General features: G+C 72.6%; 13 protein-coding genes and 1 pseudogene. 2 read left to right on the top strand and 12 right to left on the bottom strand.

Annotation, left to right across the window (positions count from 1 at the left end):
* The 4 genes and pseudogenes from AB0J36_RS28375 to AB0J36_RS28360 all read right to left on the bottom strand — a co-directional run.
* Positions 1–215 (bottom strand): annotated as a pseudogene (locus AB0J36_RS28375) (hypothetical protein); the annotation flags it as partial.
* Positions 216–1,026: 811 nt separating this feature from the next.
* On the bottom strand, positions 1,027–1,647 hold the full coding sequence (locus AB0J36_RS28370) for a hypothetical protein (protein WP_357118836.1): 621 nt from the start codon (positions 1,645–1,647) through the stop codon (positions 1,027–1,029).
* Between the two features lie 13 nt (positions 1,648–1,660).
* Complete coding sequence (locus AB0J36_RS28365) at positions 1,661–3,445, bottom strand: DUF4012 domain-containing protein (protein ID WP_357118839.1); 1,785 nt, start codon at positions 3,443–3,445, stop codon at positions 1,661–1,663.
* A gap of 97 nt (positions 3,446–3,542) precedes the next feature.
* Positions 3,543–4,790 (bottom strand): glycosyltransferase family 4 protein, encoded by a 1,248-nt coding sequence (locus AB0J36_RS28360; protein ID WP_357118842.1) that lies wholly within the window; start codon positions 4,788–4,790, stop codon positions 3,543–3,545.
* 165 nt (positions 4,791–4,955) lie between these two features.
* Here AB0J36_RS28360 and AB0J36_RS28355 point away from each other — a divergent pair, with 165 nt between their 5' ends.
* Positions 4,956–5,510, top strand: a complete 555-nt coding sequence (locus tag AB0J36_RS28355) for a low molecular weight phosphatase family protein (RefSeq protein ID WP_357118845.1) — start codon at positions 4,956–4,958, stop codon at positions 5,508–5,510.
* Here the strand turns inward: AB0J36_RS28355 and AB0J36_RS28350 are convergent.
* Positions 5,491–6,951, bottom strand: coding sequence for a polysaccharide biosynthesis tyrosine autokinase (locus AB0J36_RS28350; RefSeq protein WP_357118848.1), 1,461 nt, complete (start codon positions 6,949–6,951; stop codon positions 5,491–5,493). The two genes, AB0J36_RS28355 and AB0J36_RS28350, sit on opposite strands and share 20 nt — an antisense overlap.
* Positions 6,952–7,300: 349 nt before the next feature.
* Between AB0J36_RS28350 and nhaA the strand changes: the two genes are divergently transcribed.
* On the top strand, positions 7,301–8,650 hold the full coding sequence (gene nhaA, locus AB0J36_RS28345) for a Na+/H+ antiporter NhaA (protein WP_357118851.1): 1,350 nt from the start codon (positions 7,301–7,303) through the stop codon (positions 8,648–8,650).
* Between the two features lie 26 nt (positions 8,651–8,676).
* Here the strand turns inward: nhaA and AB0J36_RS28340 are convergent, their stop codons facing one another.
* From AB0J36_RS28340 to egtB, 7 genes are all read right to left on the bottom strand, one after another.
* On the bottom strand, positions 8,677–8,874 hold the full coding sequence (locus tag AB0J36_RS28340; protein ID WP_357118854.1) for a hypothetical protein: 198 nt from the start codon (positions 8,872–8,874) through the stop codon (positions 8,677–8,679).
* 4 nt (positions 8,875–8,878) lie between these two features.
* On the bottom strand, positions 8,879–9,202 hold the full coding sequence (locus tag AB0J36_RS28335) for a hypothetical protein (protein WP_357118857.1): 324 nt from the start codon (positions 9,200–9,202) through the stop codon (positions 8,879–8,881).
* A complete protein-coding gene (locus tag AB0J36_RS28330; RefSeq protein ID WP_357118860.1) occupies positions 9,199–9,561 on the bottom strand; it encodes a DUF1622 domain-containing protein in 363 nt (120 codons plus the stop codon). Before AB0J36_RS28330 ends, AB0J36_RS28335 begins: the two co-directional genes overlap by 4 nt.
* 39 nt (positions 9,562–9,600) lie before the next feature.
* Entirely contained in the window at positions 9,601–10,188 is a 588-nt protein-coding gene (locus AB0J36_RS28325) for a TMEM165/GDT1 family protein (RefSeq protein WP_357118863.1), read from the bottom strand.
* A 216-nt stretch (positions 10,189–10,404) separates the two neighbouring features.
* Entirely contained in the window at positions 10,405–11,370 is a 966-nt protein-coding gene (gene egtD / locus AB0J36_RS28320; RefSeq protein ID WP_357118866.1) for an L-histidine N(alpha)-methyltransferase, read from the bottom strand.
* Positions 11,371–11,425: 55 nt separating this feature from the next.
* Entirely contained in the window at positions 11,426–12,172 is a 747-nt protein-coding gene (gene egtC, locus AB0J36_RS28315; RefSeq protein WP_357118869.1) for an ergothioneine biosynthesis protein EgtC, read from the bottom strand.
* A 28-nt stretch (positions 12,173–12,200) separates the two neighbouring features.
* Positions 12,201–13,538, bottom strand: coding sequence for an ergothioneine biosynthesis protein EgtB (gene egtB, locus AB0J36_RS28310; protein ID WP_363661345.1), 1,338 nt, complete (start codon positions 13,536–13,538; stop codon positions 12,201–12,203).
* Positions 13,539–13,634 lie beyond the last annotated feature (96 nt).

Genomic DNA, 13,634 nt, shown 5'->3' with positions numbered 1-13,634 from the left:
GCGGCGATGATGGCCTTGGCGTTGGCGGTCTGCTCGCCGTTGAGGTCGATGTGCGACTGGTCGCCCTGCGGCTTGGGTGCGGTGGTCTGCACCGCTGCGGCGGCGGGCTTGGCGTCGACCGGGTTGGCGTGGGCGGCGATGGGGCCGGCGAAGACGCCACCGGCGAACGCGAGACCGGCGATGGACAGCATGCTCTTGCGGAAGATCGTGTTCATCAGGGGTTGCTCCTTCGGGGGTAGGAAACACCCACCTGTCACCAGTGCGGGGGATCGGTGACGGGGGTGTCAGCACCTCGTCCGGGCGCTCAAAGTCTGGGGGGCGGCCTGCGAGCGGGGGCTCGTGGCGGCCGGTCCGGGTGTAACGACCCGGGGGGCGGGGCCATTCCCGGGGGCTGACGATCCGCGGTGAGCGGGGCTCGTCGTGCCGGGACCGGGTGTAACGACCTGCGGTCCGGGGTCATTCCCGGGGGCTGACGATCCGCGGGGAGCGGGGCTCGCCGTGCCGGGACCGTGTGTAACGACCCGCGGTCCGGGGTCATTCCCGGGGGCTTGGCTCCCCCCGGGGGCGGGGGGCTCGGCCGTGGTCCTGCGATCGTCGGGAGGTGTAACGACCCCCGGCCCGCCACGATTCCGGCCCACGGGTGCAGCGGGTCACCACAGTGGCCCCACAACCGGACACACCACCCACGCACGGCGGTCGGCCTGGGTGATCGACTCCGGATCGCCGAACTCGGGGCATCCCGGACCGGTCGATGCCCCCATATCGGCGACCTCGTGTCGATCACGGCGATCGGGGCGATCGGGGCGATCGGGGCGGCGTGGCAGGAGCCCGCCGCCGACGGACGCCAAGCGGGCGTCCCGGGTCGTCGACACCCCCGCGACTGGCGGTCGGGAGTCGATCACGCCGAGGCGGTGTGGACCGGGCGAACGCCACACCGCCCCACGACGTGACCTGGCGCCCGCCGGGACAATCCGACGGGCGCCAGTTCGAGGTACGTCCGGGGCACTGCCCCGGCTGTGGTGCCGGTTAGTGCGCGGCTCCGCCGAAGCGCTGGCGGCGACGCCAGGCCAGGGTCAGCAGCAGCATGATCGCGCCGGCGCCGACGAGACCGCCACCGAGCTTCATGGGCGTACCGATGCTGTCACCGGTGACGGGCAGCGGCTGCTTGCGGTGCAGCACCCGCAGCTCGGTGCTCGCGGTCCGGCCGGACTCGCGGCCCGTTGCGGTGAAGGTCAGCAGACCGGTCACCGACGGCTTGTAGCTCTTGGTGAAGTGCCCCTGGGCGTCGGTGTACGCCGTGAAGTTGAGCGGCGCGCTCGCCTGGTACGCCACCGGCGCCATGGCCACGGTGGTGCCGTCGCTGCGGCGGGCCGGCGCGTTGCCGGCGGCCGGGGCAGCGAGGGGGGTTACCGTCACCGAGATGTCGACGGTCTCGTTGGGGCCGAAATTGGTGCCGGTCAGGATGACCGTCTCGCCCAGGAAGATCGTCGGCCGGTTGACGGTCAGGGACGCGGCGGCCGGCGGGTACGGCGGCGGTTGAGGCGTGCCGCTGGGCGTCGGCTGCGGCTGTGCCGCCCCCGCTGCCGTCGGCACGGCCACCACGGCCAGGCCGACCGTGAGCGCCATGATGATGCGGGATAGCCGCATGATTGGTTCCCTCCTACTGGTCACAGCTTCGTGCGGAATGAACTTGGGTGGTCCAAGGGCTGGCGGTGGGGGTCAGCCACAGCTCGGCCTGCCCGACGCCGGTCTTGGCCGTCAGGACGGTGACCTCCAGCGCCCTCTCGACGCCGGGGCCGATGTCGACGTTGGCCGTCGCCACCTGGCGGCGGCGTTCGGTGCCGCTGCCCAGTGCCGTCTCGGCCCCGTCGAGCCGGGCGTCGAGCACGGAGCCGCCCGCCGGGCTGAAGATCGACACCAGCGTGCGCACGGTGTACGGGTCGCCAGCCAGACCGAGGCCAAGGATCGACTTGCTGAGCCCTGACTTCGGCGCCGTCGAGCGCAGAGTCACCCGCAGTCGGAGCTCGCGGCGGCCGTCGGGCCGGCATTCGCCGACCGTGAGGCTCGCCGTCGGCCGCAGGTAGTAGCCGAGCTTCGCGCCGCTGCCGTCGTTGAGAAACACGCCGACCGTCGGCACGGTGTCCTGTTCCGGGAGCGTCCCGGCCATCCGGCTGTTGCCGAACGTCCGTTGTTCTTCCGGGTGAGCACTCCAGAACAATATCCGGCGTTCCGTGATAGCACGGTCAAATGCGGACAACAACACCCTGGGGTTGACATTCTTCGTGAAGAAGGCGTCAAACACCGCAGCCGCCGAGGATGCGAAGTAGGCGTCCTGCTGCGTGGTGTCCAGTCGCTGGTAGGTCTCGTTGAGCAGGGTCTGCACGGCCTTCTCGCTGGCCAGCGGCGCCCCGCCGGGCACCAGCACCGGGCCGGTCGCCTTGAGCAGGTAGGACAGCACCACCGGATCCACGGCGAGCACACCGTCGACAGTGGTACCGGTCTTGCGCCGGTACATCTCCCGGTACAGGGCGGCGGCGGTCGGGAAGTGCGGGGTCAGGTTCACGTCGGCGGGGTAGATGCCGGGCAGGTCGGTCCAGATCGCCCGGGTCTCGGCGGGCAGCTTCAACGCCGGGGTGAACCGACCCAGGGACGCGCTGCTGCCCTGCCGGCCCATCTGGACCCGCCCGCCCTCGGCCTCGATCATCGCGTACGCGCCGAACATGCCGCCGGTCGCGCGCAGCTCGGCCAGGTTCTGCGAGACGAGCAGGTAGCGCCGAGAGCCGCTGGCGCCGAGCAGCGGCGGCAGCAGCCGAGCGCCCTGGTCGGCCGCGGCGGTGAGGCTGGCCAACCGGTCGATCTCGCCGCGGAGATCGGTCAGCGCCTGGCGGACCTGGCTGACCAGCTTGTCGGCCGGCACGGCGGCCAGGTCCCGACGGGTGCCCTGCACCGAGTCGTTGACCCGGGTCAGCTCGCCGGAGACCGACGTGAGCCGGGCCAGGTCCAACCGGCCGCCGGCCGGCACGAGGCTGGTCAGGTCCGTGCGCAGCAGGCTGGGGAACGCCTGCCGGGCCAGGTCGTCGATGGCGATGGCGATCAGCCGGACCGCGTCGAGATCGTCACCGGCCGCCGGGGTGTGCCGACCGAGCCTCCAGCTCGGGTCGGACGTGGCGGTCCGGGCCGCGCCGGACTGCTCCTGCAGGGCGGAGAGGGTGCGCAGGGCCCGGTCGGTGTCCCCGCCGACGACCTGAGCGCTCAACTCCCGGGCCAGGCCGGCGGCATTGAGCAGGTGCGCGCGCGCCTGCCAACCGCGAAAACCGATCCACCCACCCGCGGCCAGCACCAGCGATCCGACCACGAGCGCGCCGAGCAGGGCCCGGCGCAGTCGCGCGCGCCGGCGACGCCGGGACCGGCTTCGTCGTCGACCCGGTCGTTCGCTCTCCGTCACACCACACTCCGATCCAGGAATCGGACAGTCTGTCGAATTCCCTGACGTTCTTAGCACGTTACGAGGACTCTCGTACCGTTATGGCATTTCTGGTCCTTTACGCGAGGTTTCCTCGCGACGCCGTGGCTCCCTGCGGGACGCGGCCGGCGGCCTCGTGCAGCAGCCGTTCGATCCGGTCGACACCGGCCGGCAGCGACATCTCCCGCAGGTACGTCTGCCGCCCCCGCCGGCCCATCTCGGTGCGCGCGGGCGGCGGGATGGTGGCGGCCAGCCAGAACCGGTCGGCCAACGCGGCCCAGTCCTCGGGTGGGCAGGACAGCCCGGCTCGGGCGCGTTCGACCAGCTCGACGGTGTCCCCGCCGGCCGACGCGACGACCGGCGCGGCGCACGAGAGCGCGGCCTGCAGCTTGCCCGGCACCATGCCGCGAAGCTCGGGCAGGTCGCGCAGCATGATCAACTGGTAGTCGGCGGCGGCGTACAGCTCGGGCATGTCGACAGGTGAGCGCCGTTCGAGGAAGCGGACGTTCTCCGCCTTGAGGTCGGCGGCGAGCCCCCGCACCCGCCGCTCGTCCGCGCCCGAGCCGACCAGGACCAGGTCCATCGTCCGGTCCAGCGCGGCCGCGGCCCGTACCGCCGTCTCCAGCCCCTGGCGGGGTCCGATGGTCCCGGCGTGCATGACCACACACCGGCGATCCCGGCGGACCATCTGCCGGGCCGCCGCGCCGGGTGTCGCCGGGTAGAAGATGCGCTCGTCCGTCCAGTTGAGGACCAGACGAACCCGGCCGGGGTCGGCGCCGGCCGCGACCACCAGGTCGCGCATCGACGGCGCGGCCACGGCGACCCGCGCGGCCGACCGGTAGACGCGGGTCATCGCGGCGTCCATCCGCGCCAACCAGCGGCCGCCGCCGGACGCGTCGACGCCGTCGCGAGCCCAGACATCCTGTACGTGCAGCACCGTCGGCACCCTCGCGAGGAGCCGCAGGACGGCGGCGGTGGCGAACGTGGTGGCCGGCAGTTGAAAGACGTAGAGCGCGTCCACGTCACCCAGGAACCGGCGGGCCGCCAGCGACGCGCTCCCGGCGAACGACAGGTAGCTGGCCATCCGCGCCCGGGTGGTGGTGGCCCCGCCGGAGACCCGCGGCACCCGGCGGACCGACAGCCGGTCGCTGTGCGTCTCGTGGTGCCACCGCTGCCGCCACCCTGGATAGACGTGGCCGCCCGGGTAGTCGGGGAATCCGGTGAGGACGCGGACCTCGTGCCCGCGCGCGGCCAACTCCTCGGCGAGGCTGCCGGGGATGAACGCCGGCTCGGGCGGGAAGTGGTACGACAGGATGCCGATCTTCACCGCGGCACCGCCGGTGGGCGCGGACCGGGCTCGGCCGGCGCGGCACCGCGTCCGACGGGGCGGCCCGCGTAGGATGCTGGCAACCCCTCCCCGCGCGCCCAGCGGCGTCGACGCATCACCCTCGCGGTGCGGCGACCCGTGTCCGCATCCACGAGAGGGCTCCCGATGGCCGACCGCGTGCTGTTCGTCTGCCACGCCAACCTGTGTCGCTCGCCGATGGCCGAGCACCTGGCCCGACGGCTGTTGGCCGACCGTCCCGTGCTGGTGTCCAGCGCCGGCACCGACGCGATGGACGGGATGGCCATGCACCCGTACGCGGCGGAGGTCGTGGCCGAGGAGGGCGGCGACCCGACGGCGTTCAGCAGCCGTACGCTGCGTGCCGAACAGCTGACCGAGGCGACGCTGGTGCTGACCGCGACGCGGCGGCAGCGGTCGGTGTGCACCTCGCTCGCGCCCGGCGCGCTGCACCGGACGTTCACCCTGCGCCAGTTCGGCCGGCTGGCGGCGGCGGCCGAACCGCCCGTCGGATCGACCGACGATCCGCTGGGGGCCGCCATCGCCGCCGCCGCCAGCGCCCGCGGGCGGCTGCAACCCGCCGCTGCGGACGCGGACGACCTTCGGGACCCGATCGGCGGTACCGTCGCCGACTTCCGTCGCTGCGCCGAGGAGATCGAACGCTCGCTACGACCCCTCGCCGCGCTCATCGGGGCAGCCGGGTGAGTTCCTGGGTACGGTCGCTGACACCGTTGACCCCGGCGTCCTCACTGTGCCGGGCGGCGGGGGCCCGGTCGGTCGGTACCGACGGCGTGGCCGTCGAGGCGACCACCCGGTAGGCCTCGTACTGGTACGCCTCGGCCTTGGCCACCTTCGCCATGTTGAGCACGCAGCCGAGCAGCCGCACCGAGACCGAGTGCAGCGCGCGGGCCGCCGCGGCCACCTGGGTACGCGACGTCCGACCCTGCTGGCTCACCAGCAGCGCGCCGTCGGCCTGGACAGCCACCACGACGCCGTCGGTCACCGCGAGCAGCGGCGCGGTATCGATGATCACGATGTCCGCGGACTCGCGCAACGCGAGCAGCAGGTCCGCCATCGCCTTGGAGCCGAGCAACTCGCTCGGGTTGGGCGGCGCGGAGCCACTGGGCAGCACCAGCAGGGACTTGTCGCCCCACCGCTGCACCACGTCACCGACCTGGACGTCGCCGACCAACACGTCGGTGAGGCCGACACCGGCGTCCAGGCCCAGGTAGTCGTCGACCTTCGGGCGTCGCAGGTCGGCGTCGACCAGCAGCACCCGCCAGCCCGCCTCGGCCAACGCGATGGCCAGGTTGCACGACATCGTCGTCTTGCCCTCGCCCTGCAACGCGCTGGTCACGGCGATGACCCGGGCCGGCTCGTGCACGTCCACGAAGCGCAGGTTGGTCCGCAGCTTGCGGACCGCCTCGGCACGGGCCGACGTCGCGGCGTCGCCGACGATCAGCGGGGACGTGCGGGCGGCGCTCTCGAACGGGATCTCACCGAGCAGCGGGCTTCCGGTGGCGCGTTGCAGGCCGGCGGCGTCGCGCAGGCGGACGTCGGCGACGCCGCGCAGGATCGCCAGGCCGACGCCGAGGACGAGGCCGAGCAGACCGCCGAGTACGAGGTTACGCAGCGGCTTCGGCGAGACGGGGCTCGCGCTGACCCGTGGGCCGCTGACCACCTCGATCTTGATGGGTGACTTGCCCTCGGGTGGCGTCTCGACCTTCTGGACGAGTTCGACGAACTTCGCGGCGAGGGTCTCGCTCACCCGCAGGGCGCGGGCCTGGTCGGTGTCGGTGATCGAGGCGCGCAGCAGGACGGTGCCCGTCTCGGTGGAGGTGGTCACCCGGCGCTGCACCTCGTCCGCGGTGAGCCCGACCGGCGTCTCGGCCGCGACACTCTGTGCCAGGCGGTCGCTGCTGAGCAGGTCGGCGTACGACTTGACGCGCTGCTGGAGGAACAGCCCGCCCTGGTAGGCATCGGAGACGCCCTGGTTGGGGGTGGTGACGAAGAAGGTCACCGAGGCGACGTACCGGGGCTGGGCCCGTACGGTCAGAAACGCCGAGACGCCCAGGGACACCATGATCGTGAGCAGCACGACCCACCAGTGCCGACGCACGTGGCGCAATTGGCGAAGCAGGTCCATCAGGCTTGCCTCCGGACCGGTCCGGTTACGCCAAAGAACTTCACGAAAACCCCCAAGGTCGTCTGTCAACTCGTGAAACCATTAAAGCCCCTCATAGGACTTATGTCCGGAGTTATGCATTTTCGGCGTCGGTAACCGCGCCGTCCCGCATGACCAACCCGACAAAGGGCCACTCGGCAGCGGCGACGTCCGGAAAAGTCGGCGACCGATTCCACGGGCCGATCTCGATCGCCGCGCCGCGCCGCGCACGATCACGACGTACCGCCGAGCGGATAGGCTCGACAACGGTGTGCCGGGAAGTCTGGTCGGCGATTGGATCTTTGCCGTCCCGACACCAGAGGTGAGCCCTTTGACCGACCGCACCCCCCACCGCGACCGACTCTTCGCGCGGTCGTCCTGGCCGGAGGCCCGGCACCTGGCCGACGTGCTGCGCACCGAGACGGTCGGTGGCGCCCTGCTGCTGCTCGGCGCCGTCCTCGCGCTGGTCTGGGCGAACTCGCCATGGAGCGAGGCGTACGTCCGGCTCGGGGCCTGGGTGCCCTGGCCGGGCGGCGCGCGCTGGCACCTCGACCTGAGCCTCGCCACCTGGGCCGCCGACGGCCTGCTCGCCATCTTCTTCTTCGTGGTGGGCCTGGAACTCAAGCGTGAGTTCGTCGCCGGCGACCTGCGCGACCCACGCCGCGCGGCACTGCCGGTGGTGGCCGCCCTGGGTGGAATGGCGCTGCCCGCATTGGTCTACGTGGCCGTGCTCCTCGGCACGGGCGGCGAGGGACTGCGGGGCTGGGCCATCCCGACCGCCACCGACATCGCCTTCGCGCTGGCCGTCCTCGCGGTGGTCAGCTCACACCTGCCCCAGGGTCTGCGCGCCTTCCTGCTCACCCTGGCCGTGGTCGACGACCTGTTCGCGATCACCATCATCGCGGTCTTCTACACCGCCGACTTCCACCCGCTGCCGCTGTTCGCCGCGCTCGCCCCGATCGGGCTCTTCGCGTGGCTGGTACGGCGGGGCCGGACGTGGTGGTGGGCCCTCGTCCCGCTCGCGGCCGCCACCTGGGCGCTGGTGCACGCCTCGGGCGTGCACGCCACGGTCGCCGGCGTACTGCTCGGCTTCACCGTGCCGGTGCTGAGCCGCGCCCCGGGCGGCACCGCCGCGACGGCCGACCGGGCGGAGTCGGGTGGCGCGGACGCGGGCGGTCTCGCCGCGCACCTGGAACACCGGTGGCGACCCGTGTCCGCCGGCTTCGCCGTGCCGGTCTTCGCCCTCTTCGCGGCCGGCGTGACACTCCGTGGCACCGATCTCGGGACCCTGCTGACCGACCCGCTGGTGATCGCCGTGGTGGCCGGCCTGGTGTTCGGCAAGAGCATCGGGATCTTCGGCTCGACCTACCTGCTGGCCCGGTTCACGCGCGCCGAGTTGGACGAGGACATCACCTGGTCCGACCTGTTCGGCATCGCCCTGTTGGCCGGGGTCGGGTTCACCGTCTCGCTGCTCATCGGCGACCTGGCGTTCGGCGCGGGCAGTACGGCCGACGAGCGGGTCAAGGCGGCGGTCCTCGTCGGGTCGGTGATCTCCGCGGCGCTCGCCGCCGCCGTGCTCGCCCGCCGCAACGCCGCGTACCGGCGGGTGGCCGAGAAGGAACGCCTCGACGCCGACGGCGACGGGGTGCCCGACGTCTACCAGCGGCCCGGACGGGAGTGACCGGCCCGGCCCGCGACCCGCCATGCTCAGCGCTGGCGGTCGCGCGGCGCCCGCTCCTCGGTCTCGTCCGCGAGGGCGTCGGTCGTGGGGGCGGTGAGGTCGTCGGCGGGCACCGCCACCTCCTCCGCGAGGTCCTGCTCGTCGGGCTTGCCGCCGGGCTGCGGCTCGGGAGCGGTGGCGCCGCCGGCGTATCCGTACTCGTTCGGTTCGTCGTGCCGGTTCATGTGGTTATCCTCCCGCTTTTCCCGGTTTCTCTGGTACCGCCCACGGTAGGCGGTGATCGTCGCCCCCGCAGCGCGGCGGGGATTGTCGCCGCGACCACGGCGGCGGGAGACTCAACGCCGCCGCGAGCAGTTGCCGCAGCGCGACGATCGCGGCGGTGGAGGCCAGGCCACCCCACGCCGGATCCCCGGCGAGCCGCAGCAGGCCGGCCGCCGTCAAAAGGTCCAACAGCACGCGTACGGCGACCCGCACGTCGCCGGTGCACACCGCCGCGACGACCCCGGTGACCAGGGCCAGCGCGGTCACCGCCTCGACCAGCCCGCCGATCACGTCCCCTGCCGCCCGTCGGTGACCTGCCGTTGCTCCTGCCGGATCTCCCGGCCCAGGAAGTAGTTCAGCGCCGTCCGGATCGTGGCGATCGCCGCCAACTGGCCGATCTGCGTGAACGACGGCGACACCGCGGTCCGCAACACGTCGGCCGCGAGTTGGAACTCCAGACCGAGCGTCAGGAACCGGCCCAGCGACAGGCGGATCGGGGTGAAGACGGCGGCGGTGCGGTGCCGTAGCCCCTCGGCCACGAACCGCACCGCCGCCCAGAGCGCGCCCACGACGATCACCAGGGCGCCGGCCACCTCCACCACGGCGACCAGCACCTGGTCGCCGTGGCGCAGCAGCTCCGCCGGCTCCACCCGGAGGCGTTACCCGCCACCGGGGCGGCTAGTCGGCGCTCAGGTCAGCTCGTTCACGGCCTCCAGGATCAGCCAGAGGCCACTGATGGCGAACAGCACCGCGGCGCCGTACCTGATGGTCCTCTCCGGCAGCCGGCGGCCGAGCATCCGGCCGACCAGGATGGCCAGCGCGTCCGCGGCCACCATGCCCACCGTGGAGCCGAGCCAGGTGCCGAACCAGCCGTACTTGGTGGCCAGGGTGATCGTCGCGAGCATCGTCTTGTCGCCCAGCTCGGCCAGGAAGAACGCCACCGACACCGCCACGATCGCGGTCTTGCTGGTCTTCTCGGCCTTACGCTTCTCCTCCTCGGTGAGCTTGTCACCGCGCAGTGTCCACGCGCCGAAGCCGAGGAAGGCCACGCCGGCCACCAGCGAGATCCATTCGGTGGGCAGCACGGCGCCGAGACCCGAACCGATGGCGACCGACGCCAGGTGCACCACCGCCGTGGCGACGGTGATGCCGATCAGCACCGGAAGCGGCTTGAACCGCGTGGCGAACGTCAGCGCCATCAACTGGGACTTGTCTCCCAGCTCGGCGACGAAGATGACGCCGAAGCTGACGACCAGCGCGGCGAGGAATCCCTCCATGACATCCTTCCCGTTCAGACCGGGAGGAGGTGCGGGGGCGCCCTCGACCCGGCTGCGACAGCCTGAGTCGAAGGTCTCGCCCGCCCCGGAGAACCGGGGCCGCGTGGCCGGATGCGGAACGCACCAGTATGTCGACCACGACATTGGGGGCTACTCCCCTTCGCGCGACCAGCCTAACCGATCAGCGAGCGGGCCGGACGGCGCGGGTGAACAGGCTCACCACGCCCGCGCCAACGTCACCCCGAACAGCCCGCGCGGGTCCGTCCAGAAGTGCGACGCCGCGAAGCCCGCCGCGCCCAGTTCGGCGGCCACCCCCTCCGGGCGGAACTTCGCCGACACCTCCGTCCGCAGCTCCTCCCCCTCGTCGAACGCCACCGAGAGGTCCAGCACCCGGACCCGCATCGATCGCGTCGCCCGCAGACGCATCTCGATCCACTCCCGCTCCGGGTCCCACCGGGCGACATGCGCGAACGCCTCCGGGTCGAAATCGGCCCCCAACTCCCGGTTGATCACATACAGCACGTTGCGGTTGAACTCGGCCGTGACCCCGGCCGCGTCGTCGTAGGCGGGCACGATCACCGACGGGTCCTTCACCAGGTCGGTGCCGAGCAGCAACCAGTCGCCGACCTCCAGCGCGGCGCGCATCGCGGTCAGGAACCCGGCCCGCTCGGCCGGCAACAGATTGCCGATCGTGCCGCCCAGGAACACCACCAGCCGCCGCCCGCCGGTCGGCAGCCGGTCGAGCTGGCGGGTGAAGTCGCCCACGATCCCCCGCACCCGCAGCCCCGGATAGTCGGCGGCGATCTGCGCCGTCGACCCGAGCAGGGCGCTGACCGAGACGTCGAGCGGGACGAACGTGCCCAGCCCTCCCCGGCGGGTGAACGCGTCCAGCAGCAGCCGGGTCTTCTCCGACGAACCGGAGCCCAGCTCGATCAGGGTCTTCGCGCCGGTCAGCGCCGCCACGTCGGCGGCGTGCGCGGCGAGCACCGCGCGCTCGGCCCGGGTCGGGTAGTACTCGGGCAGCCGGGTGATCTCCTCGAACAGCTCGCTGCCCCGCGAGTCGTAGAACCACTTCGGCGGCAGCCACTTCGCCTCGGCCGTCAGCCCCGCCCGGACGTCCGCCCGCAGGCCACGCTCCAGGTCCTGCGGCTCAAGGTAGATCTCCAACGGTTCCGCGCTCATGGCCCCCGCCCCTATCGTGGTCGTCAGACACCTCGCGTAGCCCGGCCGGCAACGCTCATCCGGCCGGCAGCCCGCACACCCGCACCTCGTCCGTCGTGGCGGTGACCAGGCGCTGCTGCGGCACCGGCCGCCACCCGGCGTCGTCGTCGTGCGGCTCGGACGCCACCACCACCGAGCCCGCGCCCGCGCGCACCGACAGCGCGTGACCGACCGCCGTAGCCACCGCCCGCCGTCCGTCGGTGAGCAGCAGATTCAGCCGCGACCCCGGAGCGGCGGCGGCGACCTCGACCACCGTCCGGCCGACCGCCTCCGCCGGGTCGTCGCCCGCGCGCAGCCGATGCCGCACCAGCGCCCACAGCAACGCCGAGTCGGTGGCCGCGTCCAGGGTCAGCAGGTCCCGCACCGGCAGGCCGGCGGCGAGCGGCACCATCGAATCGGGCCAGCCCCGGATCACACCGTTGTGGCTGAACAGCCACCGGCCCTCCGCGAACGGCGCCGCCGCGCCGTCGACCACCGCCATCCCCACGGTGGCCGACCGGACCGCGGCGAGCACCGCGCCGGCACGTGTCACCGCCGCCAGCTCGGCGATCGTCGGGTCGCTCCAGATCGGCTGGGCACGCCGGTACCGCACCGGAGGACCGTCGTCCGGATACCAGCCGACACCGAACCCGTCGGCGTTGATCGTGCCGCCGCCGCGCATGTCACGCGGCGCCCAGGACTGACGGACCAGCGCGTACGCCGGCTCGAACAGCAACGCGGCCAACGTGACCGGCGGGCCGAGGTAGACCAGATGACGGCACATCAGCGCACCCCGCGTGGCGTCGGGCGCCTCACCGCGGCGACTCGTCCGGACCGGCGTCGCGGGCGCACCGGAAGCCACTGAAGATCTGCCGGCGGATCGGATAGTCCCAGTTGCGGAACGTCCCCCGGCACGCCGACCGGTCCGTGCCGAACGAGCCACCGCGCAGCACCCGGTGGTCGTCGCCGAAGAACACCTCGGAGTATTCGCGGTACGGGAACGCGACGAAGCCGGGATGACCGGTGAACGTGGTCGACGTCCACTCCCAGACGTCCCCGATGAGCTGGTGCACACCGAGCGGCGAGACGCCGGCCGGGTACGCGCCCACCGGCGCCGGCCGTAGGTGACGTTGGTCGAGGTTGGCGTGCGCCTCGGTCGGGTCGTCGTCGCCCCACGGGTAGCGGCGGGACCGCCCGGTCGCCGGGTCCCACCGCGCCGCCTTCTCCCACTCCGCCTCGGTCGGCAGACGCTTACCGGCCCACGTCGCGTACGCCTGCGCCTCGTGGAAACACACGTGCACCACCGGCTCGTCGGGGCGTACCGGGTCCCAGCGGCCGAACCGCCGGTACGCCCAACCGTCACCGTCGCGACGCCAGTGCAGCGGCGCGACCAGTCGCTCGCGCACCCGGTGTTCCCAGCCGGCCGCGCTCCACCACCGCCGGTCGGAGTAGCCGCCGTCGGCGATGAACGCCTCGTACGCGCCGTTGGTCACCGGTGCGGCGTCGATGACGTACGCGGGCAGGTGGACCTGGTGCGCGGGCCGTTCGTTGTCCAGGGCCCAGGGATCGGTGTCGGTGCCCATCGTGAACTCTCCGGCCGGCACCAGCACCTCCCCGCCGGCCCGGACGGCCGGCTCGGGCGGCGGCGGGGCGTGCAGGACCGCCGCGCCCGCGCGCAGCTGGTGGGTCGCGAGCATCGTCTCGTCGTGCTGCTGCTCGTGCTGCACGATCATGCCGAAGGCGAACCCGTCGGCGACCAACGGCCGGTCGGTGAAGCGCACCGCGTCGAGCAGGTCGTACACCTTGTCGCGGACCGCGCCCACGTAGGCGCGCGCCTCCGCCGGTGGCAACAGGGGCAGCCGCGGTCGGTCCCGGCGGGGCTGCTTGAACGCGTCGTACAGGTCGTCGATGTCGCGGCGGACCGGCTCACGGCCGCCCACGTCGCGCACCAGCCACAACTCCTCCTGGTTGCCGACGTGCGCCAGATCCCAGACCAACGGCGACATCAGCGGAGAGTGCTGGCGCATCAGGTCGCCGTCGTCGACCGCCTCGGTCAGCAGGGCCGTGCGGGAGCGGGCGCGCGCCAACTCCTGTGCGATCCGCCCCCGCAACAGCTCACCGTCGGCATGCTCCGTCGTACTCGCGCTCACCGTCGCACCTTTCGTTCGCGACTGCGGGGCTCGCAGACCCGGCTCACTCCTCGCGCTCACCCGTCGCACCTTTCGTTCGAGGCTCGCTCTCGCGCG

The organism is Micromonospora sp. NPDC049662, assembly GCF_040675055.1.
In the GTDB taxonomy this organism is placed as follows: domain Bacteria; phylum Actinomycetota; class Actinomycetes; order Mycobacteriales; family Micromonosporaceae; genus Micromonospora.
This window is presented reverse-complemented; position numbering and strand designations above follow the sequence as displayed.